25 protein-coding genes are annotated in these 21,774 nt (G+C 38.8%); 20 read left to right on the forward strand and 5 right to left on the reverse strand.

The features are described 5' to 3' along the window. The first annotated feature begins 7 nt into the window (after window positions 1–7). Window positions 8–1,915: a putative pilus system protein FilF gene (gene filF / locus AC1M9H_RS13670; RefSeq protein ID WP_481590801.1), complete on the forward strand. Its 1,908-nt coding sequence runs from the start codon at window positions 8–10 to the stop codon at window positions 1,913–1,915. Between the two features lie 35 nt (window positions 1,916–1,950). Here the strand turns inward: filF and AC1M9H_RS13675 are convergent, their stop codons facing one another. Next, complete coding sequence (locus AC1M9H_RS13675; protein WP_035268253.1) at window positions 1,951–2,499, reverse strand: NUDIX hydrolase; 549 nt, start codon at window positions 2,497–2,499, stop codon at window positions 1,951–1,953. 130 nt (window positions 2,500–2,629) lie between these two features. On the opposite strand from AC1M9H_RS13675, the gene AC1M9H_RS13680 reads away from it, so the two are divergent. The 9 genes from AC1M9H_RS13680 to AC1M9H_RS13720 all read left to right on the forward strand — a co-directional run bounded on the left by AC1M9H_RS13680 (window position 2,630) and on the right by AC1M9H_RS13720 (window position 10,917). Beyond that, window positions 2,630–3,244 (forward strand): CoA pyrophosphatase, encoded by a 615-nt coding sequence (locus AC1M9H_RS13680; RefSeq protein WP_035268255.1) that lies wholly within the window; start codon window positions 2,630–2,632, stop codon window positions 3,242–3,244. Between the two features lie 27 nt (window positions 3,245–3,271). Further along, window positions 3,272–3,802, forward strand: coding sequence for a gamma carbonic anhydrase family protein (locus AC1M9H_RS13685; RefSeq protein WP_481613603.1), 531 nt, complete (start codon window positions 3,272–3,274; stop codon window positions 3,800–3,802). A gap of 122 nt (window positions 3,803–3,924) precedes the next feature. Further along, the gene (gene tsaB, locus AC1M9H_RS13690; RefSeq protein WP_481613604.1) at window positions 3,925–4,590 is read left to right on the forward strand and encodes a tRNA (adenosine(37)-N6)-threonylcarbamoyltransferase complex dimerization subunit type 1 TsaB; all 666 of its coding nucleotides are present in this window, start codon (window positions 3,925–3,927) and stop codon (window positions 4,588–4,590) included. Window positions 4,591–4,602: 12 nt separating this feature from the next. Next, window positions 4,603–5,427 (forward strand): undecaprenyl-diphosphate phosphatase, encoded by an 825-nt coding sequence (locus AC1M9H_RS13695; protein WP_481613605.1) that lies wholly within the window; start codon window positions 4,603–4,605, stop codon window positions 5,425–5,427. After that, window positions 5,421–6,239, forward strand: a complete 819-nt coding sequence (locus tag AC1M9H_RS13700) for a class I SAM-dependent methyltransferase (RefSeq protein WP_481594036.1) — start codon at window positions 5,421–5,423, stop codon at window positions 6,237–6,239. Before AC1M9H_RS13695 ends, AC1M9H_RS13700 begins: the two co-directional genes overlap by 7 nt. Window positions 6,240–6,357: 118 nt before the next feature. Continuing rightward, entirely contained in the window at window positions 6,358–7,782 is a 1,425-nt protein-coding gene (locus AC1M9H_RS13705; protein WP_481613606.1) for a C13 family peptidase, read from the forward strand. Window positions 7,783–7,813: 31 nt separating this feature from the next. Further along, window positions 7,814–8,650 carry an S-formylglutathione hydrolase gene (gene fghA, locus AC1M9H_RS13710; RefSeq protein WP_481613607.1) on the forward strand — a complete coding sequence of 279 codons (837 nt, stop codon included), beginning with the start codon at window positions 7,814–7,816 and terminating at the stop codon, window positions 8,648–8,650. A gap of 219 nt (window positions 8,651–8,869) precedes the next feature. Further along, window positions 8,870–9,880 carry a YjgN family protein gene (locus AC1M9H_RS13715; protein WP_481613612.1) on the forward strand — a complete coding sequence of 337 codons (1,011 nt, stop codon included), beginning with the start codon at window positions 8,870–8,872 and terminating at the stop codon, window positions 9,878–9,880. An 11-nt stretch (window positions 9,881–9,891) separates the two neighbouring features. Next, window positions 9,892–10,917: a M48 family metallopeptidase gene (locus AC1M9H_RS13720; RefSeq protein ID WP_481613608.1), complete on the forward strand. Its 1,026-nt coding sequence runs from the start codon at window positions 9,892–9,894 to the stop codon at window positions 10,915–10,917. 29 nt (window positions 10,918–10,946) lie between these two features. Here AC1M9H_RS13720 and AC1M9H_RS13725 read toward each other — a convergent pair whose 3' ends face one another. Then, a complete protein-coding gene (locus AC1M9H_RS13725) occupies window positions 10,947–11,237 on the reverse strand; it encodes a DUF2218 domain-containing protein (protein WP_481588036.1) in 291 nt (96 codons plus the stop codon). Between the two features lie 229 nt (window positions 11,238–11,466). On the opposite strand from AC1M9H_RS13725, the gene rpe reads away from it, so the two are divergent. From rpe to AC1M9H_RS13750, 5 genes are all read left to right on the forward strand, one after another. Next, window positions 11,467–12,153, forward strand: coding sequence for a ribulose-phosphate 3-epimerase (gene rpe / locus AC1M9H_RS13730; protein WP_035268285.1), 687 nt, complete (start codon window positions 11,467–11,469; stop codon window positions 12,151–12,153). Window positions 12,154–12,767: 614 nt separating this feature from the next. Next, window positions 12,768–13,085: a DMT family transporter gene (locus AC1M9H_RS13735; protein ID WP_092768625.1), complete on the forward strand. Its 318-nt coding sequence runs from the start codon at window positions 12,768–12,770 to the stop codon at window positions 13,083–13,085. 53 nt (window positions 13,086–13,138) lie between these two features. Continuing rightward, window positions 13,139–13,456 carry a quaternary ammonium compound efflux SMR transporter SugE gene (sugE, locus tag AC1M9H_RS13740; protein WP_180000188.1) on the forward strand — a complete coding sequence of 106 codons (318 nt, stop codon included), beginning with the start codon at window positions 13,139–13,141 and terminating at the stop codon, window positions 13,454–13,456. A 31-nt stretch (window positions 13,457–13,487) separates the two neighbouring features. Continuing rightward, entirely contained in the window at window positions 13,488–13,976 is a 489-nt protein-coding gene (locus tag AC1M9H_RS13745; protein WP_481613609.1) for a methylated-DNA--[protein]-cysteine S-methyltransferase, read from the forward strand. A gap of 36 nt (window positions 13,977–14,012) precedes the next feature. After that, on the forward strand, window positions 14,013–14,654 hold the full coding sequence (locus AC1M9H_RS13750; RefSeq protein ID WP_481613610.1) for a nuclease-related domain-containing protein: 642 nt from the start codon (window positions 14,013–14,015) through the stop codon (window positions 14,652–14,654). Between the two features lie 58 nt (window positions 14,655–14,712). Here the strand turns inward: AC1M9H_RS13750 and AC1M9H_RS13755 are convergent, their stop codons facing one another. Beyond that, on the reverse strand, window positions 14,713–15,480 hold the full coding sequence (locus AC1M9H_RS13755; RefSeq protein WP_035268321.1) for a hydroxymethylpyrimidine/phosphomethylpyrimidine kinase: 768 nt from the start codon (window positions 15,478–15,480) through the stop codon (window positions 14,713–14,715). 83 nt (window positions 15,481–15,563) lie between these two features. Here AC1M9H_RS13755 and AC1M9H_RS13760 point away from each other — a divergent pair, with 83 nt between their 5' ends. Further along, complete coding sequence (locus AC1M9H_RS13760; protein ID WP_481592385.1) at window positions 15,564–16,211, forward strand: HAD-IA family hydrolase; 648 nt, start codon at window positions 15,564–15,566, stop codon at window positions 16,209–16,211. A gap of 54 nt (window positions 16,212–16,265) precedes the next feature. On the opposite strand, the gene AC1M9H_RS13765 is transcribed toward AC1M9H_RS13760, so the two are convergent. Continuing rightward, on the reverse strand, window positions 16,266–16,730 hold the full coding sequence (locus tag AC1M9H_RS13765) for a winged helix-turn-helix transcriptional regulator (protein ID WP_092768640.1): 465 nt from the start codon (window positions 16,728–16,730) through the stop codon (window positions 16,266–16,268). 138 nt (window positions 16,731–16,868) lie between these two features. Here AC1M9H_RS13765 and AC1M9H_RS13770 point away from each other — a divergent pair, with 138 nt between their 5' ends. The 4 genes from AC1M9H_RS13770 (at window position 16,869) to AC1M9H_RS13785 (ending at window position 21,250) form a co-directional block, all read left to right on the forward strand. Then, window positions 16,869–18,128 (forward strand): D-amino acid dehydrogenase, encoded by a 1,260-nt coding sequence (locus AC1M9H_RS13770; protein ID WP_481592386.1) that lies wholly within the window; start codon window positions 16,869–16,871, stop codon window positions 18,126–18,128. A 46-nt stretch (window positions 18,129–18,174) separates the two neighbouring features. Continuing rightward, window positions 18,175–19,278: an alanine racemase gene (alr, locus tag AC1M9H_RS13775; protein ID WP_481613611.1), complete on the forward strand. Its 1,104-nt coding sequence runs from the start codon at window positions 18,175–18,177 to the stop codon at window positions 19,276–19,278. A gap of 56 nt (window positions 19,279–19,334) precedes the next feature. Beyond that, a complete protein-coding gene (locus AC1M9H_RS13780; RefSeq protein WP_035268302.1) occupies window positions 19,335–19,694 on the forward strand; it encodes a RidA family protein in 360 nt (119 codons plus the stop codon). Window positions 19,695–19,828: 134 nt separating this feature from the next. Further along, window positions 19,829–21,250, forward strand: a complete 1,422-nt coding sequence (locus AC1M9H_RS13785; protein ID WP_035268305.1) for an amino acid permease — start codon at window positions 19,829–19,831, stop codon at window positions 21,248–21,250. A 53-nt stretch (window positions 21,251–21,303) separates the two neighbouring features. Here AC1M9H_RS13785 and AC1M9H_RS13790 read toward each other — a convergent pair whose 3' ends face one another. Further along, window positions 21,304–21,756 (reverse strand): CopD family protein, encoded by a 453-nt coding sequence (locus AC1M9H_RS13790; RefSeq protein ID WP_481588043.1) that lies wholly within the window; start codon window positions 21,754–21,756, stop codon window positions 21,304–21,306. Between the last annotated feature and the right edge of the window lie 18 nt (window positions 21,757–21,774).

The following is a 21,774-nucleotide window of genomic DNA, read 5'->3' on the forward strand; positions in this document are numbered from 1 at the left end:
AACTATAATGAAAAAGTCTAATATTATCCCATTCACGTTTTCCACGCTTTTTTTAGCATTGACTGGATGTGGTGGAGAGAGTGCTAAAATAAATGAAGATCCTAACCGTGGTTCCGTTACAACCTCTAATGGTTGTTTAACCTCAAATGATGCTAATTGTCTGGGATTTGTCTTGGACTATCCTGTAGAGGGACTAAAGTTCGATTGTAGTACTGACAAATTGAATCACTATCGAACTGAACTCGATCCTAATGTTGCGATTGGTTCATGCAAAGTGGGAGACAAAGTTACATTTTATATTCAGGGTGAAGCCAGTGCTCGAAAAATTGAGTTAGGGACGGTCGATCTAGGTTCAATTGTGCCTAAGAAAATGAGCGATGTTTATATTCAGATTGGTGTGCAAGATATGGCTCAAGGGCTAACTGGTAAGCCAATTGAAAATTTTAATATGTCCGATCCTACCTATAATGCAATGGTCGGAATTACACGAATTTTGCAAACATTAGGTGTAGATCAAATCAGTAATGTACCTGGTGATATACAGCAAGTTGTGCTGTCAAAAGACAATTTGGATGGGCTTCAAGTGATCAGCCAAAATATAACGGCCAATGAGTTCAAAAATGGCAGTTATGTTCAGATCCTGAAACCATGGTTAGATGTCGATAAGGTATCAATTGATGATGCGGAAAAAGTAGCACAACAGATCATCAGAATGAGAAGTGTGGGTATTTATCAGGCCAATCACTTACTCTTTATTGGACAAAATACTAATTTCGCAGGGTTTCACGGCTCAAGCCTAAACAATAATCAAGCAATTGCTGATATGAGCGTAATTACTACGCGCGAAGGTTATGCGAGTGGTTATCTCTCACAGTGGAGAGGGAAACCAATTGTTACGGGTAGTAATACTTCAGAAGAGTTAGCACGAGTATTATTAATCAATCAAGTACCACCTGAAAAATTAGATGTCGTTTCTAATTCAAAAGATTGGTTGAATAATATCTCACAAAAAATACAAAAACCTTTAGTTTTTAAAAGTATTGAATCTTCAAATGACAAATTAGAAATCTATAAAGGAACTCTGTTTGGTCAATCCATTATTCCTGGTAATCAGTATGCTTATCAAGGATTCTTAGGCAGCAAGGATACACCTACAAGCACTGAGGTATATGGGGAGTGGCGTCAAGATGTCAATTCTGAGCGCTATACAGGTAAGCTTGATATTCTAAAATACAGTCCAGTGAGCTATTTAGATCGTAAAGTGTTCAAAACACGTAAAAATGTTGAAGCTGGGGATCAAATTATTTTCCCATTATACGCAGATTTAGTGTTTAACTTTAATGATAAAACGATTCCATCACAAACAGTGAGTATCGTCATTGATGAAAATGGAGATATACGAACCAATCGTACTGCATCGAGTTTAAAATCTACCACTTGTCCAAGCATTAAGAATACTTCAACCATGACCGATGAATTGGATGTTCAACAATTCATTATTGGTACGACAGGCACAACATATTCAACTGCAAATGATAAATCTCTGACAATACGTATGATTCTAGCGAATCCAATTTTTGGGAACCTAAATGGGGTCAGAGCTGGACTAAATAACAGACCAGACTTTGGAGTCGATTCTAATAGTGAACTTGTGTCATCTGGAGGCGTACGTTTAAATTTACAAAACTTAATCGTAAATAATGACATAAGAGCGGGTATTAATATCACGAGTTGGGATAATAAGGGCTCTACAGCCGCAGCTGAATGGGTGAATACGCATGCGACATACCAACACACGTACAATTCGATTCCAGAGAATAAACCAACGACTGAACAACTTAATCTAGCAAAGCTTAGAACAGGAACAATTGAAATTGCTTTAACACCTTGTTATCAAATAGGTCGAAAAGCTTAACCAAAAAAACTCCATCTTATGAGATGGAGTTTTTTTTAACCTGTTTGATCAAGTCGAGTACCTAAGGTCTCTAAGTGTGTAGGAAAATGATTCGATTTTCGGTCTTCAAAATAATGACGAAGCGTTCGTTCAACACTTGGGAAAGCTAAACTATCCCATGGAATCTCGTGTTCTTCAAATAAACGACTTTCGATGGTTTCTTCACCAGCTCCAAATTTACCTTCAACAAGGTGAGATTTAAATAATACGTAAATTTGACCAATACGAGGGATATTGTACATACAGTACAATTGCTCAATTTCCACTTCAGCTTCAGCTTCTTCACGAGTTTCACGAGCTGCACCTTGCTCCATTGTCTCGAAGAGTTCCATATATCCTGCTGGTAGCGTCCAAAGACCATAGCGCGGCTCAATCGCTCTACGACATAAGAGTACTTTATCTTCCCAAATCGCTAAGGCTCCACAAATGACCTTTGGATTCACATAGTGAATGGTTTTACAATGCGTACAGACTTGGCGTACTTTATGATCACCTAAAGGAATCTGTTCGGTCGTCGGTTGCCCACAGGCCGTGCAAAAAGGCATATGCTGTCAAGTAAAAATGAGATGATTCAGCATACCCCAAAAAAATAACTTTCGCATCATTTATAGCCTTATGCACAAAATTTCATATATGATGGGATGAGAATAAAAAAGAGAGATCGAGCTATTCAAGATGATGGATCATTCATTAACATTGCAACTGCAACAACACCTTAGGTTTTCTAAACGCATTCAAAAAGCTGATGCTGCAGTATTACTTGCAATCACCAATGAAGATGATCCTAAAATTCTGCTGACGCGTCGCTCTATTTATATGAATAATCATGCGGGTGAAGTGTCATTCCCAGGAGGAAAAAGAGATCCGAACGACACCAGTAATATTGTCGTTGCACTCCGAGAAGCATGGGAAGAAACGGCTTTGAATCCGTTCGATGTAAAGTTGCTAGGTGATCTGCCTTCAGAGCGCTCAAAAGCGGGTGTTTTAGTAAAACCTGTTGTTGGATTGATACCGCCTAATGTGAAGCTTGTCCCACAACCTACAGAAATAGATCGTATTTTTTTTGCTTCAATACGCGAAATGATGGATGCTCGCCCAACACCTTATGAAGTTCGATTGGCTAAGCAATCAATCTATTTTCCAAGTTTAAGAGTTGAGAATGAGGTGATATGGGGTCTTACAGCAAGGATCCTGATTTCGTTGTTTCAGTATGGCTTAAATTATAAAAAAAACTGGCCCTTTTTGCTCAATTCCCCAAGTTTTAAATCTTCAATTTTCAAACAACATTAAAATATTAAATGCATAGGATTGCTGCATATGATGTACAAATTTCAAGACAAAACCCCTTCAACGATGATTCAACCATGGAATGGATGGATTGCAGAAAATGCCACTGTGATTGGCGATGTTGAACTTGGACAAGAGGTGAGTGTTTGGTTTGGTGCGGTAATACGCGGGGATAACTGCAAAATTCGTATTGGTGATTTCAGTAATATTCAAGAAAATGCCGTCTTACACACTGATCCGGGCATTGAATTGAATGTTGGGCAATATGTCACCATTGGTCATCAAGCAATGTTACATGGTTGTACGATTGGAGATAATAGTTTGATTGGTATCAACGCCGTCATATTAAATAATGCTGTAATCGGTAAAAATTGCATTATTGGCGCGAATGCGTTGATTCCAGAAGGTAAAATCATCCCAGATAATTCATTGGTGATGGGCTCTCCTGGCAAAGTAATAAAAACATTAGATGAGTTTGCAGAAGCTAAACTCAAAATGAGTGCGATGCATTATGCGCATCATTTCAAAAATTTCACTCAGCTTGAAAAATTTGAATTTTAAATATAAGTGTTGAGATTGATACGAGCGTTCAATAATCACTAAATCTGAACAGATCTGCTCTCGCAGGAATAATTCGAGTGGAGTATGATTAGCACCATTTTTAACGATTTATAGGGGCATGCATGAAATTGCTTGCATTAGAAACTGCCAATGAGCAGTGCTCAGTTTCGTTAATTGATGAGAATCAAGTACTTTTTTATCAACTAGATGATCGTGCAAAAGCGCAGACCCAATCTATCCTCCCAATGATTGAAGCAGCATTTCAGCAAGCTGAAGTACACGTTTCAGATTTGGATGCGATCGCTTTTAGTCGTGGTCCTGGCTCATTCAGCGGTGTGCGTATTAATGCAGCAGTCACTCAGGCGCTTGCATGGTCACATGACGTGCCTGTGATTCCTGTTTCATCCCTTCAAGCTCTGGCACAGGCTGCTTATCGAATGTATCAACTGACAGAAGTTACGGCTGTACTTGATGCAAGAATGAGTGAGGTCTACATCGCAAGTTTTCAGTTAAATGCTCAAGGTTTAATGCAGTTGGTAGATGAAGAGCAATTATTAAATTATGAAAATGCTGCAGCCTATCAAAAGTTTCAAATGATTGGTTCGGGAACAAAATGTATTCATCCCGAATTAAGTGATTATTCAAATGTCCAAGCAACTGCTGAGGATATAGCGACGATTGCACGTGAACATGCTTTAAAAGAACACTGGCTCAGTGCCGATCTCGCACTACCCGTTTATTTACGTGACAATGCGTGGAAAAAAATTCCAGAACAAGGCAAAGCATAATTAGGAATTTCTATGGATCTTTTACTGCTGCTTAAAGCGGCAATTATGGGTATCGTTGAAGGTATTACTGAGTTTTTACCCATTTCTAGTACAGGCCATTTAATTTTAGCCGCTGAACTCATGAATTTCTGGACCAAGGAAAAAAGTGATGTCTTTGTGATTGCCATTCAAATGGGGGCAATCGCAGCGGTTATTTATGAATATTGGTCGCGCTTATGGGGTGCTGCAACGGGTATGGTCACTGGCGAAGCACAAGGTAGAAGACTCGGATTTGGTTTAATCTTGGCTTCAATCCCAATTGTTGCCATAGGTTTGACCTTTGGGCAAACAGTAAAAGACCTATTATTTAATAACTACGCGATTGCAATTGGCCTGATTGTGGGTGGTTTAATTATCATTTGGGTAGAAAAAAATCCCCCAAGAATACGTGTCAAAGAAGTTGAAGAGCTCAGTTATAAAGATGCAATTTGGATTGGTTTAATTCAAGTGCTCTCTTTGATCCCAGGTACATCACGTTCTGGTGCTACGATCATCGGGGCAATGTTTTTAGGCGTTTCCCGCAAAGCAGCGACCGAATTTTCATTCTTTCTTGGAATTCCAGTCATTATTGGTGCTGGATTATTAGATTTATATCAAAGCTATGATGTATTCCAGACTGCTGAAGATTGGGCAGTGTTGACAACTGGATTGATTGTTTCATTTGTCTCAGCTTTATTACTCATTCGAGCTTTGGTTGCCTATGTCGCAAAACGTGATTTTATGATTTTTGCTTGGTATCGAATTGCTTCAGGTTTAGTGATCCTTCTCTTTGCATTTACAGGTTGGAAATTATGGTAAGCGAAATACGCTTATTTGCTGAACGAGATTTTCTTGAGAAAGCACAGCATTTTAATGCTGTGCTTTCTTCTCGTGGGGTGCAGTCAACAATCGAAGAGGTTGAAAAATTGAATGCTCGATTTTTCAGACATCATCCTGAACTTGCGCTTTGTGTTGATCAAGATGGGTTGTGGCTGTGCGCACAGGGCATGCGTATGCAACCTGATTGGAAAGCCGAAGTCGGTCGCTTAAAACGTGCTAGCTTGAAATCTGAAATGATTGCGAGGGCATGCCAGTTATCTGAAAAACCCCAGCTCATTGATGCCACCGCAGGGCTTGGGCATGACAGTTTACTGATGGCACATTTAGGGGCAAATGTCACATTAGTTGAACGACATCCAATTTTATATACTTTGTTAGAATCTACTCATCAACAAGCGAGTCTTGACCCATTTTTAAAGAGTATTGTTGCGCGTATTCAGCTGGTTTTTTCAGATTCCGCTGATTATCTTAAGCAATGTGAAAACCAACACGTCGATGCCGATGTAGTATATTTAGATCCAATGTTTCCACAGCGCGATCAGAATCAAAATGCCATTAAAAAACAAGCGCAAGTTAAAAAACAAATGCAGCTGTTACATCTTCTGTTGCCTGAAGATGGAGAGATGGATTTAGGTGAAGAATTGTTGGCATTGGCTCAAAGCGTTGCTAAGCGAGTTATTGTAAAGCGACCAAGGCATGCTGTTTATCTCAATGCGCAAAAACCTGATCATCAATGGTTAGGTGATGCATGTCGCTTTGATGCCTATTTTCAAACGATTGTTTCTGAGTAGTTTGGTAAATGACTCAAAAATAATCGAAAAATTGTTATATAGTTAAAAGTAGCATTGATAATTATTTAACCGAGCATAAACTTAAAAAAGCTGATCTAAGCACCTACACAGTAATCTTATGATAGACCTTAAACCTTCAATTAACTTTTGGCATGATTTAAAAAGTAACCAGCTTGCAGGGATTTGGTTATTTTTAGGTTCAAGGAAATCACTACAGATTGTAAGGCCATCAATTCTTCAACTTATTTTCTGGGGAATTCTTGGAGGTTCAGCGAGCTCTTTATTTAGCTGGTTGTTATCGAATGGTGCTGGAGAATTTAATTCTCAAGGATTAGTGAGTTATGCGCTCTGGCCATTTATTGCTTTAATTGTTGGGATTTTCCTTTCACAGCGTACTAATAATCCACGTTTGATGTTGGTGCCAGCATTACTTTGGTTAGTACTAGACACACATATTGTTTTGATTCAGTGTCTTATCCAATATTATTTTAATAACTTTGACTATCAACCTAATTTCCTTGTTGATCATTTGCAGCACATATTTTCTTTATTGTTTGTTTGGCAAAGTTTAGCTGTTGTTTGGGTTTTTTCGCGTGAATTAAAATGGCCTTGGTGGGAGCGACTGCTCATCATGATCGCCACGTTTTTTACACTTTTTGTGTGGCAGATTTCGTCACAAAGTCAACCAATTTGGAAGGTAGATGAGGCGCCTCCAAGTATTTCAGAACAATCATTTTACGCGCAAAGCAGATTATTAAATCAGGCGCTTGAACAGATCCAATTTGGAGAGTTCGCGAACTCGCATTGGTATTTTATGGGCGTAGCTGGTGCAAGTTATCAAGATGTATTCAAATTGGAAATTCAAAGATTTAAAGATCAATTTGATACGCGTTTCGGAACCTTTGGTCGTTCAATTGCGTTAATTAATAATCCTGCAACTCGCGAAGAATATCCAATTGCGTCAAAGACCAGTATTGATTTGGCATTGCAACGTATTGGCGCTCAGATGAATCGTGAAAGTGATGTCCTGTTTCTTTATATGACTTCCCATGGATTGAGTAACCAATTTCAAATGGAAAATACGCCAATTGATTTGGAAGACATAGATCCAAAATGGTTGCGCCAAACGCTTGATAAATCAGGGATCAGATGGAGAGTCATTGTGATTTCATCATGTTTCTCTGGTAGTTTTATTCCAGCGTTGCAATCGCCAGATACATTAGTCATTACTGCAGCTGCAGCAGATCGAGAGTCTTTTGGTTGTTCAAATGATGCAGACTCGACTTATTTTGGACGTGCTTTCTTTGATTTAGCGATGCGTGAAAAAAATAGCTTACGTGAAGCCTTTGAAGATGCATCAATCAATATTGCGCATTGGGAAAATGCACAAGGGTTTATGCCATCAGAGCCACAATGGGTCATTGGTAAGAATATGGAAATTATGTTGCCGCAACTTGAAAAGAGGTTATTTCCTCAGGTTGGATTATCAACCGTAAGTAGTGAACACCAGAGTGATAGTGCTCAGTTTACGAATATGCGATGATGTTTAAAAATTAAATGTGTGAGGCAGTGCAATGGAATTGGTTCAAAAGAATAAATGTTTTGATGGTGAACAACGTGTTTATCAGATCAATTCAAAATTTTTGAAAAATCCCACTAAATTTTCTGTATTTTTACCTTCACAGGCACTCGAAGGTCAAAAATGTATTGCGTTGTACTATCTTGCAGGTTTGACTTGTACTGAAGAAACTTTTGTCCTTAAAGCACACGCACAACGTTTAGCTGCACAATTGGGAATTATCTTGATTACTCCAGATACATCACCTCGTGGTGACGACGTGGCGGTCGGGGATTCTTGGGATATAGGGCAAGGGGCTGGATTCTATTTAAACGCAACTCAAGCACCTTGGGCTGAGCATTATCAGATGGAGTCGTATCTTATACAGGAGCTGTATCCTCTAGTTCTTACATCGTTTCCTGTACAGGATGAGGGGATTGGTATTTTTGGTCACAGCATGGGAGGACACGGTGCACTCACGCTTGCTTGGAAGTATCCAGACTTATTTAAGTCAGTCTCAGCATTTGCACCGATTTGTGCGCCATCAATTTGTCCATGGGGTGAAAAGGCATTTTCAGCTTATCTCGGAGAAGATCGTGAGTTATGGAAAGCACATGATGCGAATGAGCTCGTGAAAGCTAAGGGTGCTCTATATCACGAAGTTTTAATTGATCAGGGGGGTGCAGATCAGTTTTATGCTCAACTTAATCCAGCACTATTTGCTGAATCATGTAAAACCGTAGGTCAAAAGCTCACATTGCGGGAGCATGAGGGTTATGATCATGGATACTTCTTTATCCAAAGTTTTATTGATGATCATCTGCAATTCCATGCTTTACAATTGCAAAATTAATCTCATTTGAATTTTAAGATATTCATACTTAAGTTCGTTATAATGTGTGCGATATCACATTTAAACCATGTTGAATGATGACATCTCTCGGGATGTCATTTTTTATAATCAGAGAAAATAATAATGAATTCATCAGAACACTCCGCTGAACAAGCACCTTTACCATTCATCAACGATCCATTTCCATTATCTGATGCAGATGAAAATCGACCGATTTATATGGGGAAAGTATTTAAATTTAAATTTCATGGCAATGCGATGGAGTACTTTGGCATATGGATCGTCAACATTCTGTTGACGATTGCGACATTGAGCCTATATGCGCCATGGGCGAAAGTACGTCGTTTAAGATATTTTTATAACAATACCGAATTTTTTCATCGCTTTTTTGATTTTACTGGTTTACCGACTAAAATTTTGATTGGTCGACTGATAGCCATTGGCATTTGGGCAATATTTGCGATTGCCTCATATATGGATATGACGATAGCAGCATTTGGTGGACTGATTATTTATATTGCTCTTCCATGGTTGGTACGTGCCACAATTCGATTTAATGCGCGCAACAGTAAATTTGGGAACAGCCGTTTTTATTTTTCTGGCACGAATAAAGAAGCCTATAAACAATTTTTAATTGCGCTTGCTATCACCATTTTTACATTAGGTATATTTAGCCCTGTCGCAATTTGGATTTATAAAAAATATACGCTTAATCATTTGTACGTTGGACAACTCAAATTTCAATTAAACAATGACTGGCCTAGTTATATGCGAGCAGTATATGTTCCCATGATTCTCTTTGTATTGATTCTTATGCTCATCGGATTTGGTGGTTCGACATTATCAATACTCAGTGGTCATGGAATGGATATGATGCTGATGATGATCTTTGCCATTTATGCGATTGGAATGTTGTTTATTGGTCCGTTAATACAGGCACGAATTTTTATTACTACGTGGAATAGCACAACACTCAACAGCAGTCAGTTTAAGACCAGTTGTAATCAATGGCGCTATGCATGGATTGTTGCGAGTAATTGGATCGCTAGAATCTTAAGTTTAGGATTATTGTCAGCATGGGCTGCTATTCGCATTTATCGATACCAAGTTGAATCGATGAGCTTAGAATTAAATGATGATCCAAACCTGATGATGAATATTGCGCAAAGTGATCATAGTGCCATCGCGGAAGAAATTAGTGATATTTTTGATATTGATATTTCACTTTAGGAGTTAATTCAATGAATCAACCTCTCACAGTGACATATTATGATGGTGTTCTTTCTAAGCCTTTTACAGCACAGATTCGCCCTGCTCATCAAGACAGTATCGCTGTCAGTTATACAGATAAAGGCGAAGTGAAAACAGTCTACTATCATGCAGATGAAATGGTATTGCTTGGTAAAATTGGTCGACGTAATCCAGCTTTAGAGTTAACACATGACGCTAGGATTGAATTTCATGAGCGTCAGCTTCCTGAATGGTTGCCTGTTGAGCATAAAAATTTTCATCAAAAAGTATGGAAACTTGAACGTACACCATCGTTGATTATTTTTAGTGTTATTTTCGTGGTCGCACTTGGTTTCTCCGTCATTAAATGGGGAATACCGACGGCATCGTACATTGTTGCTTTCCAGCTGCCAGAAAATACGCTGAATCGTTTGGGTGGTCAGGCAGAAGTTTATTTAGCCGAATACACTAAACCTTCTCAGTTATCACAGCAAAGACAGGATCGGATTCTCGCGGATTATCTGAAATATGTTGCTGAGGGTCGTCCCGCTCAGTTGAAATTTAGGGAAGGTACCTCGCTTGGAGCCAATGCACTCGCATTGCCAAACAATACAATTTATCTCACCGATGAATTAGTGAAGCTTGCCAAGAATGATCAGGAAATTATCGGCGTTTTGGCACATGAACAAGCACATTTATTAAAACGTCACAGCTTACAACAAGGTCTTTCGAGCCTAGGATTCAGCGTACTTTATATTGCTATCACTGGTGATGGATCGGATTTAATTGCGACTTTGCCAGTTGCCATGATTGGTGCAGGATATTCACGGAAGTTTGAGTTAGAATCAGATCAGTATGCGCTAGAACTCATGCATAAACATGAAATGGATACAGTGCATTTTGCAAACTTTTTAAAACGTATGAGTGATGATATGGGAGAAGACGAAGATCAATCAAAAATTCTTGATCTCTTTGCAAGTCATCCTGCCACTGAAGAACGAATTCGCCGTGTTACTGAATTTAAACAGCAACAATAATGAAAAGCCGACTTTATGTCGGTTTTTCTTTAACTTTCTCTAGACCATATAACTTGATAGTCAGCTTGAACCATGCGATTGATATGATCAAGCACGACATTTTCTAGTCGTATTAATTCTTCTAAAGATATTTCTTCTTTATTCACAATACTGACATGAAGTTGATCAGGTTGTATTGATAATTCAACTGTCACTTTTGGCATAAAAATTTGATATTGGTCATCGGTATTGGCGACATCAAATTTATGTTTCCAATGATTGCTTAATCGTTTAGCGATACGTAATGCTTCGGAGCTGTCTATCGTTGTGGTTGTTTTCATTATTTACCGTAATGCTTGAAATTTATTGTATCTTAACATTCATCTCACCATAAGGTTGTTCCGAATATGCAACATAGCTTTGCATAAGTCATATTCCGTCCATGAAGATTTTTTTATCAACGATTTGCATTTTGAGTTGAAATTTAAATAGCAGTAATTTCGAAGGAATGAATAAACGAAGTTTTGCTATAATCAACTTTTGAATTCTAATTTCCCGCCAGGTCCTGACATGTCCAAGCCATTCTTAATTGCTCCATCGATTTTATCTGCTGATTTCGCTCGCTTAGGTGAAGAAGTCGAAAACGTACTTGAAGCAGGTGCAGATGTGGTCCATTTCGATGTAATGGACAATCATTATGTACCAAATTTAACTTTTGGGGCTGGTGTATGTAAGGCACTTAAAAAATATGGTATTCAGGCCCCAATTGACGTTCATCTTATGGTGAAACCAGTCGATCGTATGATTGGAGATTTCTTAGAAGCGGGTGCAGATATCATCACTTTTCATCCAGAAGCATCAGACCATATCGACCGTTCATTGCAGCTGATTAAAGCTGGTGGTGCTAAAGCAGGTTTAGTTTTTAACCCTGCAACGCCTTTACATTACCTTGATTATGTACTGGATAAAGTGGATCAAGTCTTATTAATGAGCGTCAACCCTGGCTTCGGTGGACAAAAATTTATCCCAAAGACACTAGATAAGCTTCGTGAAGCACGCAAAATTATTGATGCATCTGGTAAAGATATTCGCTTAGAAGTTGATGGTGGTGTTGGTCCAGCAAATATTCGTGAAATCGCTGAAGCTGGTGCTGATATGTTTGTGGCTGGTTCTGCCATTTTCGGAAAGCCAGATTATAAAGCTGTAATTGATGAAATGCGTGCAGAGTTGGCGAAAGTAGGTTCAATTAACGTTTGATCCGAAACATGTATAACACTACACACATCTGTGGATAAGTTTATGGATAACTTGGTGGATATCTGTGTTGATAACAGTCTGGATAATTTGATTAGATTATAATCATATTTAGTTCAATGGTTTGTTTATTAGACAATAAATGTATAAAAAGGACTCATTTGAGTCCTTTTTTACAAAAAATGGATCTTCTTATCCTTTCTGTTGAATTGTTTGGGGGAGAAATTTTCGTTGCTCATTATTTGGCTTATCTTCGTGAATAAGTCTTAAAAGAGCGAGATAAAAAATCAATTTAAATTTAAACATCCTAGACCAGTGATTTTCTATAGTGCAGTGAAGTGTTCTAATTTGGTGCGGATTTAGTCTTCCATCTGCCAATAGCGATCGCCTTTGTAATGCAATAGCCTAAAAATGCAGAAATAATCTAGAAAAGCTAGTCCGATAATGACCTATTTTTTGTAGGTGTATTTTGGGTCAAAAATTGTAAAATTGCGCCTATTTTGTGCGTGTGTTGATATAATTCAACCATCATTTGGAGGAACGACCTCCCTCATTTCTCTGAGAAAAATCGTCAGGACGGCCTGACTCTTAAATTATTTTAATTGGGAGCAGGCATCATGGCTTGGTTTATTCTTATTCTCGCGGGTTTATTTGAGATCGTTTGGGCATATAGTATGAAAATGTCTGAAGGATTTACTAAATTCACACCGACTGCAATTACTCTATTTTTTATGGTTCTCAGTTTTGGGTTGTTGGCACATGCCATGAAAACATTACCTCTGGGAACTGCCTATACGATTTGGACGGGGATTGGTGCAGTAGGGTCTTTTTTAGTCGGCATTTTTATTCTGGGTGAGCCTGCGACAGCAATGCGGATGATTGCGGCTATTCTGATTATTTCAGGTTTAGTCATGATGAAATTAGCTTCAGCGTAAGATTTAAGGCAGCGTATCCATACGCTGCTTTTTTAATTGAGAGAGGGTTTATTTTGGCTTGGTTAGTCTTGATTGTTGCAGGGTTGTTGGAAGTGGTCTGGGCCTATTTTATGAAAGTTTCAGATGGCTTCACCAAATTGACACCCAGTATTTTGACGATCGTTTTCATGATCGCAAGTTTTGCTTTACTTTCCCATGCGATGAAAACTTTACCACTCGGGACAGCTTATACCGTATGGACAGGCATAGGCGCTGTAGGTTCATTTGTGGTTGGGATTTTTATTCTTGGAGAACCTGCAAATGCAATGAGAATGATCGCTGCAGTATTGATTATTTCGGGTTTGGTCTTGATGAAGTTATCATCAACATAGTTAGATGATTCAACTTACAGGCGATTAAAGAATGGCTCAATTTTATTTAAAAAAAATAATGACACCTGTCGGTGAACTTCAATTGGTTGCTCATGATCGAGCATTGATTGTTGTCGCTTGGGAGAATGCACTTCCTCAGTTTATCCGAAATCAAATCGTCATTCAGCGGGATGATCACGAGATTTTATGCATTTCCGAAACACAGCTTCGCGAATATTTTTTAAAACAACGTCAGGTATTTGATTTGCCCATAGAACTTTATGGGACAGAATTCCAACGCTCGGTATGGAATGCGCTGTTAAAAATTCCTTTTGGAGAGTCTAGAACGTATAAGCAAATTGCTGAGGATGTTGGGAATGTAAAAGCGGTTCGAGCGGTCGGGTTGGCCAATGGAAAAAATCCTATCGCGATCATTGTACCTTGTCATCGTGTAATAGGCACCAATCGCAAGCTGGTCGGATTTTCAGGTGGTGTGGAGAATAAGCTTAAGCTGCTGCAGCTTGAAGATGATAAGTGGTGATGTTATAACAGCATAAACATATGAAATATAAAAATTATGTCTAATGAAAATCCTATAATTACAATTATTTTTAATCTCATATCGCAGTTATGGTGGTTGATCTTCATTCTAGCAATCATCCCTGTATTCAAAATGTTTGTACCTTATATCAAAGGAAAATTGGGTGAATACACTGTCCAATATCATGCAAAAAAATTTTTGAATGAGGACTATATTTTACTGAATGATCTTACATTTTTGGATCAGGACAATCAGACCACACAGATTGACCATATTTTATTAAGTCCTTATGGAATATTTGTGATTGAGACTAAAAACTATAAAGGTTGGATTTTTGGCTCATCACATCAAAAAATGTGGACTCAAAAAATTTATAAATCCAGCCATAAATTTCAAAATCCATTGCACCAAAACTACAAGCATATAAAGGTTTTAGAGGGATTATTAAATGACTTAATCGATCTAAATCTGTCGATACATGGGTTAGTGGTTTTCGTGCCTAATTGTGAGTTTAAAACACCAATTCCTGTACATGTTCATTGGGGTAAAAGTTGGATTGAAGAAGTTAAAAGCTACAAAATGAAAGTGATCGATGATCGTAGACTACAGAGAATTAAATATCGTATTGAAAAAGCAGCGCTTCAAAAATCGTGGAAAACCAATAGAGAACATATCTGATCAGTCAAAAAAAGACTAAAAGATTAATAAAAAAGCCCACAGTCAGTGGGCTTTTTATTTAGAAGCGTTTTGGAATTCTTTGGCCACCTTCAACTGGGATTTCAGCGCGTTTTAATACACCAAATAGCCATGTTTCCGCATGGTGAACTGCATTTTTAATTTGATCACCTTGTGCCAACCTCCCTGCAATAAAACTAGCAAGAGAACAGCCTGAACCATGATACTCACCTTCAAGACGAGGACATTTTGTTTCAGAGACCATATCACCGTTAATGTAGAGTGCATTTCTAATATAAGTCGGTGTGTCTTCGTGACCACCTTTGACTAATACAGCTTTAGCACCCATTTCAAATAACTTCTGTGTGGCTTGATCTAAATCTTCACAGCCTGTTAATGCGCGAAGTTCAACGGTATTGGGTGTAAGAATCGTAGCAAGAGGAATCAATTCAACAAAAGCCTTGACCAATGTTGCTTGATTTCCTAATGAGCCACCACTATTGGCAACCAAAACTGGATCGAGTACGTATTGGAAATCAGGATGTGCTCTTAGGAATTCTGCCAAAGCGGCGATATTGTCGGTAGTGCCGAGCATGCCAGATTTCACTACTTTGATAGGAAGATCGTTCACTACAGCATTCGCTTGAGCCAGCAGTAAATCTTTTGAGGTTGCTTCAAATCCAAAAACTTGTTGAGAGTTTTGAATGGTTAACGCTGTACATGCGATTGCTGCATGAGCACCACTTTGGCCGATTGCTTCAATATCTGCTTGTAAGCCAGCACCACCAGATGGATCTAAACCAGAAAAGCACAATACAGTAGGGCGCACAACAATGTCCTTCATCGATCAATTTGGAGTAGTATAGGCAAGTTTCTGAGAAGTCTCGATAGCATTTCTAAAAAAGGTACAGCATGATTAAAAATATTCTCATTGATTTAGATGGAACGCTAACTGATCCTAAAGTGGGTATTACGACTTCTGCACGTTATGGTTTAGAAAAAGTAGGTCATCTTATCGCGGAGGATGAGAATATTGATTGGATTATTGGACCACCTTTAAAAGCCTCGTTGGCCAAAATTTTGAAGGTTGATGTGAATGATGATTTGGCGGAACAGGCTTTACTTGGTTATCGTGAACGCTTTGCTGTAAAAGGTTTATTTGAAAATTTATTATTTGAAGATGTAGCAGAGACATTGGCAACACTTAAGAACAAAGGTTACAGATTGTTTTTAGCTACTGCAAAGCCTGAGGTGTATGCCCAGAAAATTCTTGAACATTTCAATCTCACACCGTATTTTGATTGTGCCTATGGCAGTGAGTTAAATGGTGACCGCACCAATAAAGCTGAACTTATTGCATATATTTTAGAGCGAGAAAAAATTAAGCCAGAAACCTGTTTAATGGTAGGGGACCGAGAGCATGACATTATCGGTGCTCGAAAAAATGGGATTGAAACGATTGCGGTGGAATACGGTTATGGCAGTGATGCAGAGTTAGCCGCTGCTGCACCCAAAGCCAGAATTCAAGCTTTCCATCAAATTTTAAATTACGTTGATTAATCTAAGCCGAAATTTGGGCTCAAGAGCAACTCTCAAGAGATTGCTCTTCGTAGCTTAGCTTAGATCCAAGTACAAGGACTCTTTGACCTCTTCCATCACGATGTAACTATGGGAGGATGCAGAGGAGGGAAGCATTTTAAGCAGGTCACCCAGTAGTTGGCGATAAGCACTCATTTCTTTTAGTCTCGCTTTCACCAAGTAATCGAATTCACCTGAAATTAAATGACACTCTAATACCTCAGGTATCTCAACTAAATTCTTGGCGACTTGATCAAAAACGTCTCCAGATTTCGCCGATAATTTAATTTCTAGAAAGACGAGTAAATTACGCTCCAATAACTCCGGATTTAATCGGGCGTAATAGCCCATAATAATGCCATCTCGTTCTAGTCTTTTGACTCTTTCTGAGCAAGGGGTTGTAGAAAGATTTACTTTTGCAGCCAGTTCACTAATGGCGATACGACCGTCCTTTTGCAGAATATCTAATATCATACGATCAGTGCGATCTAATTTCCGCATGAATAATTTCCTTATTTTTTAATTTTTTTAGGATAAAACCCTTAAATTACCTAAATTATAACGTTTAAAAGAGTGAAAAAAACTATTAAAGCAAAAATATACTAGTGAAATAAACTACACAGTGCTGAGGGATAGTTCATGCGCGTTATTGTATTAGGTAGTGGTGTCATTGGTGTTGCAAGTGCGTATTACCTAGCGCAACAAGGAGCAAGCGTCACTGTATTAGATCGTCAATCAGGTCCTGCCGAAGAAACGAGTTTTGGCAATGCAGGACAGATTTCTCCTGGGTATTCTACACCATGGGCCGCACCAGGAATTCCATTTAAAGCGGTTAAATGGATGTTTCAACATCATGCACCATTAGCAATTAATGTAGATGGAAGCTTGTGGCAGCTGAAATGGATGGCTCAAATGTTGAAGAACTGCAATGCGGCACATTACGCTATCAATAAAGAGCGTATGGTACGTGTTGCTGAATACAGTCGAGATTGTTTAAGAGAATTACGCGAAAATATTGGCATATCTTATGAGAATCGTTCAAAAGGAACATTACAAATTTTTCGTAAGGATGCGCAATTAGACGCAGTTCAACGAGACATTGAAGTTTTAAAAGAAACAGGTGTCGAATTTGAGTTATTAGATCGTGAAGGTCTAGGTCGAGTTGAGCCTGCTTTAGCGGAAGTTAAAGACAAATTGGTCGGTGGTTTACATCTTCCAAATGATGAGACTGGCGATTGCTATATCTTTACCAACGCGCTTGCTGAATATGCAAAAGGTATTGGTGTTGAGTTTAAATTTAATCAAAATGTTGAAAAACTCGTAGTTGAAGGTGATGAAATTAAAGGCGTTGTTGTCGACGGTCAAGTACTTACAGCAGATCGTTATGTACTTGCCTTCGGTAGCTATTCACGAGATTTTATTAAACCATTAGGTCTAGATTTGCCCATTTATCCAGTAAAGGGATATTCATTAACTATACCTATCGTGGATGCGCAATATGCGCCTCAATCAACCGTATTGGATGAAACCTACAAGATTGCAATAACTCGTTTTGATCAACGAATTCGTGTTGGTGGGATGGCTGAGTTAAGTGGTTTTAATAAAGAGTTAAATGAGGATCGCCGTGGCACCTTAGAGATGGTAACGCGTGATTTGTTCCCAGGTGGAGATATGGCACAAGCCAGCTTCTGGACGGGACTACGACCAATGACGCCAGACAGTACGCCTATTATCGGTGCGACGAAATATAAGAATCTATTTTTAAATACTGGACATGGCACGCTCGGTTGGACTATGGCATGTGGTTCTGGAAAGCTGATTAGTGATTTAGTGCTGAATCGGACTCCAGAGATTAGTACCGATGGACTTTCAATTCAACGTTATAACCACGCAGCATAAAGGCTGCGTGGTTTGCTATTAAAAAATAAATAATAGGACAAGGAATATGTCTCGCCCAATACAGGCTGTTATTCACTTAAACGCGATCAAGCATAATTTGAAAGTTGCTAAGCAACATGTACCGAATGCCCAAGTTTTTGCTGTTGTTAAAGCTAATGCTTATGGCCATGGGATCGAGCGCATTTATTCAGCCTTAAAGGATGCTGATGGGATTGCACTTCTAGAGCTGAGTGAAGCACAACGAGTTCGAGATTTAGGTTGGAAAGGCCCAATTTTGCTTTTGGAAGGTATCTTTCAAGAAGCGGATTTACAGTTGTGTCATGATTTGGAACTTCAATTTACCGTTCATAATGAGATTCAAGTCGAATGGATTAATCGGTGCGGTTTAGATGCTCATTTTAATATTTTTCTGAAAATGAACAGTGGCATGAATCGTTTAGGATTCCAACCTCAACGTTACTCTGAAATTTGGAGTCTGTTAACTGAATTGCCGCAAGTGTCATCAATCACTCACATGACACATTTTTCTGATGCTGATGGCGAGCGCTTGAATCAGGTTGGCGTTGACTATCAAATTTCAGTATTCAATCAAATCGTCAGTGCTTTAGGTGGTCCTTGCTCAGTAAGTAATAGCGCAGCCATTCTTAGACATGCCAATCATGTCCACTCTAACATTGTACGTAGTGGCATTATGTTGTATGGGAGTTCACCGGATTATCCAACCCATACTATTCAAGATTGGGACTTAAAACCAACAATGTCTTTAAGAAGTGAATTGATTGCGATTCAAGAAATTAATCCTCAGCAAAGTATTGGCTATGGATCGACATTTTTTGCAGAACAAGCTATGAAAATTGGCATTGTCGCTTGTGGATATGCAGATGGATATCAACGGATTACTCAATCTGGCACAGCAGTGCTTGTGAATGGGCAAAAAACTTCTTTAATTGGTCGTGTAAGTATGGACATGCTAGCTGTTGATATCACGCATATTGAAGATGCAAAAATTGGCAGTGAAGTCGTACTGTGGGGCGTCTCAAAGTATGGAAGTTTGTTACCGATTGATGAGGTCGCTGCAGGAGCGAGTACTGTGGGATATGAGTTAATGTGTGGCGTAACGACGCGGGTTCCATTTGTTCTAGAAATTTAATGTTAAAAATTCAACGATCAACACTAGGATCGATACTGAGTAATCAAGGAATTAATATGCAAAATCAGGATATTCAAAAATTCAATAGTAATGGCGTGATGAGTGCAGTTACAGTCTTTAATCAAGTGGCTTATCTTTCTGGTCAAGTACCTAAGATTACGACGCCTGATATCGCCTTACAAACGAAAGATGTGCTGAATACGATCGACGCTCTTTTGGCTCAAGTAGGCACAGATAAATCTCGTTTATTGTCAGCACAAGTTTTCGTGAAGAATTTGGAAGATTTTCAAATCTTCAATCAAATTTGGATTGAATGGATGGAGGATTCAATACCACCATCACGAGCAACCATTCAGGCTGACTTAGTTAATCCAGAATGGTTAATTGAAATCGCAGTGATTGCTGCATTGAAATAACTGAATATAAGTAAGAATTCACGAGGAAGAGTCATTTATGGCTCCTCTCATAATAACAAAATCTCTCGAATCTCAGTTTGAAGCGGAATTTAGGCTGATCGATTAGATTAGATGGTGTAAAAGGATGTTGAATAATGACAACCACAAATATTGATGAACAATCATCTCCCAATGAATTACAGCGTAAGCTTTCAAATCGACATTTACAACTCATCGCCATCGGTGGAGCGATTGGTACAGGGTTGTTTATGGGCTCAGGAAAAACGATTTCACTTGCAGGACCTTCAATCATCATCATTTATATGATTATTGGTGCCATGTTTTTTTTCTTGATGCGTGCCCTTGGTGAAATTCTTTTATCTAATCTGCACTACAAATCATTTATTGATATGGCACATGATCTCATTGGACCAGGTGCAGGGTATTATATTGGTTGGTCCTATTGGCTGGGATGGATTTTGGTCGGTATTGCTGATTTAGCAGCAATTATCAATTATCTCAGTTTTTGGTTACCTCCAGATCAAATGTTTACCCCAATGGGGCAAGCAGCGATTAGTGCAGGATGTGTCTTATTCATACTCGCAATTAACTTAGTCACTGTAAAACTTTTTGGTGAAATTGAGTTTTGGTTTGCATTAATCAAAATTCTAGCCATTATTGGATTGATCTTGGTGGGTGCCTTCATGGTGTTTACGAGTTTTCAGTCACCAAGTGGTGCTGTTGCAAGCTTCAGTAACATTTGGTCTCATGGTGGAATGTTCCCGAAAGGATCCATGGGCTTTTTGGCAGGCTTTCAAATCGCAATGTTTGCCTTTGTTGGTGTAGAGTTACTCGGGACGATGGCTGCGGAAACCAAAGATCCTGAAAAAAATTTACCAAAAGCGGTTAATGCTATTCCGACACGTATTATTATTTTCTATGTGCTTTCGTTGATCATGATTATGTCTGTGACACCTTGGATCAATATCCCAGCAGATCAAAGTCCATTTGTCACATTATTCTTATTTGCGGGTATTGGTTCAGCTGCTGTGATTATGAACCTAGTGGTTTTGTCTTCTGTGATGTCTTCCATGAACAGTGGTGTCTTTTCTACCAGTCGAATGTTATTTGGATTGGCCCGTGACGGCCAAGCCCCTCAAAAGCTAGCAGAACTTTCAAGTCGTGCCGTACCTGCTAAGGGATTAATCTTTTCATGTACATTTATTATGGCCGGTGCAGCATTTCAGTATTTTGTGCCAAATACGATGGAAGCTTTTACATTAGCAAGTTCGCTGTGTGTGATTCTTTTCATTAGTATTTGGGCGATTATCATGGTGTGCTATATACGCTACCGTAAATTGCGACCTGAGCTACATGAAAAGTCGAATTTTAAAATGCCGGGTGGAGTGGCAATGTCATACGTTGTATTGGCATTTTTGCTATTTGCATTAATCATTTTAAGTTTAGAGCCAGACACGCTTAAAGCTTTGATGATTAGCCCAATCTGGTTAATTCTGTTGGCTGTAACATACCGTGTTCTTTATAAACCACGTATGCGTAAGCGTAACCATAATTAATTTTTAGAGAAAGAAAAAACCTCCACGAATGGAGGTTTTTTTATATTCTTTAGTTAGAATGTAGGTTTGACCACAACTAAAATTACAACTGCGAATAAGATCAATGTGGGCATTTCGTTGAAATAGCGCCAGAACTTATGACTTTTATAGTGTGCATTATCAATGAGTTTTTTACGGTAATATCCACACACTAGGTGGTATATGACCAGTAATCCGACTAAACCAACTTTTAAATAAAACCATAAAGCTTCATGATAATGTCGAGTTGCATCACCCCAGTCCACTAAAAAATGTGCAGTGATCAATGTTGCGATCATCGCAGGCCACATAATGCCACGATAAAGCTTACGTTCCATGACTTCAAAGCGTTGATGACTTATGGCATCGTCACTCATCGCATGATAAACATAAAGCCGTGGTAGATAGAACAAAGCAGCGAACCAACATACCACAGCAATAATATGTAATGCTTTTACCCATAGGAAAGCATCTGAAGGAGCATCCATCTAATCACCCATTATGGG

The organism is Acinetobacter sp. ANC_7512 (genome assembly GCF_056779935.1).

Excerpts from the sequence above, each read along its gene's own strand:
- filF (WP_481590801.1), top strand. The coding sequence starts at position 8 with ATGAAAAAGTCTAATATTATCCCATTCACGTTTTCCACGCTTTTTTTA.
- AC1M9H_RS13675 (WP_035268253.1), bottom strand. The coding sequence starts at position 2,499 with ATGCCTTTTTGCACGGCCTGTGGGCAACCGACGACCGAACAGATTCCT.
- AC1M9H_RS13680 (WP_035268255.1), top strand. The coding sequence starts at position 2,630 with ATGATGGATCATTCATTAACATTGCAACTGCAACAACACCTTAGGTTT.
- AC1M9H_RS13685 (WP_481613603.1), top strand. The coding sequence starts at position 3,272 with ATGATGTACAAATTTCAAGACAAAACCCCTTCAACGATGATTCAACCA.
- tsaB (WP_481613604.1), top strand. The coding sequence starts at position 3,925 with ATGAAATTGCTTGCATTAGAAACTGCCAATGAGCAGTGCTCAGTTTCG.
- AC1M9H_RS13695 (WP_481613605.1), top strand. The coding sequence starts at position 4,603 with ATGGATCTTTTACTGCTGCTTAAAGCGGCAATTATGGGTATCGTTGAA.
- AC1M9H_RS13700 (WP_481594036.1), top strand. The coding sequence starts at position 5,421 with ATGGTAAGCGAAATACGCTTATTTGCTGAACGAGATTTTCTTGAGAAA.
- AC1M9H_RS13705 (WP_481613606.1), top strand. The coding sequence starts at position 6,358 with ATGATAGACCTTAAACCTTCAATTAACTTTTGGCATGATTTAAAAAGT.
- fghA (WP_481613607.1), top strand. The coding sequence starts at position 7,814 with ATGGAATTGGTTCAAAAGAATAAATGTTTTGATGGTGAACAACGTGTT.
- AC1M9H_RS13715 (WP_481613612.1), top strand. The coding sequence starts at position 8,870 with ATGGGGAAAGTATTTAAATTTAAATTTCATGGCAATGCGATGGAGTAC.
- AC1M9H_RS13720 (WP_481613608.1), top strand. The coding sequence starts at position 9,892 with ATGAATCAACCTCTCACAGTGACATATTATGATGGTGTTCTTTCTAAG.
- AC1M9H_RS13725 (WP_481588036.1), bottom strand. The coding sequence starts at position 11,237 with ATGAAAACAACCACAACGATAGACAGCTCCGAAGCATTACGTATCGCT.
- rpe (WP_035268285.1), top strand. The coding sequence starts at position 11,467 with ATGTCCAAGCCATTCTTAATTGCTCCATCGATTTTATCTGCTGATTTC.
- AC1M9H_RS13735 (WP_092768625.1), top strand. The coding sequence starts at position 12,768 with ATGGCTTGGTTTATTCTTATTCTCGCGGGTTTATTTGAGATCGTTTGG.
- AC1M9H_RS13745 (WP_481613609.1), top strand. The coding sequence starts at position 13,488 with ATGGCTCAATTTTATTTAAAAAAAATAATGACACCTGTCGGTGAACTT.
- AC1M9H_RS13750 (WP_481613610.1), top strand. The coding sequence starts at position 14,013 with ATGTCTAATGAAAATCCTATAATTACAATTATTTTTAATCTCATATCG.
- AC1M9H_RS13760 (WP_481592385.1), top strand. The coding sequence starts at position 15,564 with ATGATTAAAAATATTCTCATTGATTTAGATGGAACGCTAACTGATCCT.
- AC1M9H_RS13765 (WP_092768640.1), bottom strand. The coding sequence starts at position 16,730 with ATGCGGAAATTAGATCGCACTGATCGTATGATATTAGATATTCTGCAA.
- AC1M9H_RS13770 (WP_481592386.1), top strand. The coding sequence starts at position 16,869 with ATGCGCGTTATTGTATTAGGTAGTGGTGTCATTGGTGTTGCAAGTGCG.
- alr (WP_481613611.1), top strand. The coding sequence starts at position 18,175 with ATGTCTCGCCCAATACAGGCTGTTATTCACTTAAACGCGATCAAGCAT.
- AC1M9H_RS13780 (WP_035268302.1), top strand. The coding sequence starts at position 19,335 with ATGCAAAATCAGGATATTCAAAAATTCAATAGTAATGGCGTGATGAGT.
- AC1M9H_RS13785 (WP_035268305.1), top strand. The coding sequence starts at position 19,829 with ATGACAACCACAAATATTGATGAACAATCATCTCCCAATGAATTACAG.
- AC1M9H_RS13790 (WP_481588043.1), bottom strand. The coding sequence starts at position 21,756 with ATGGATGCTCCTTCAGATGCTTTCCTATGGGTAAAAGCATTACATATT.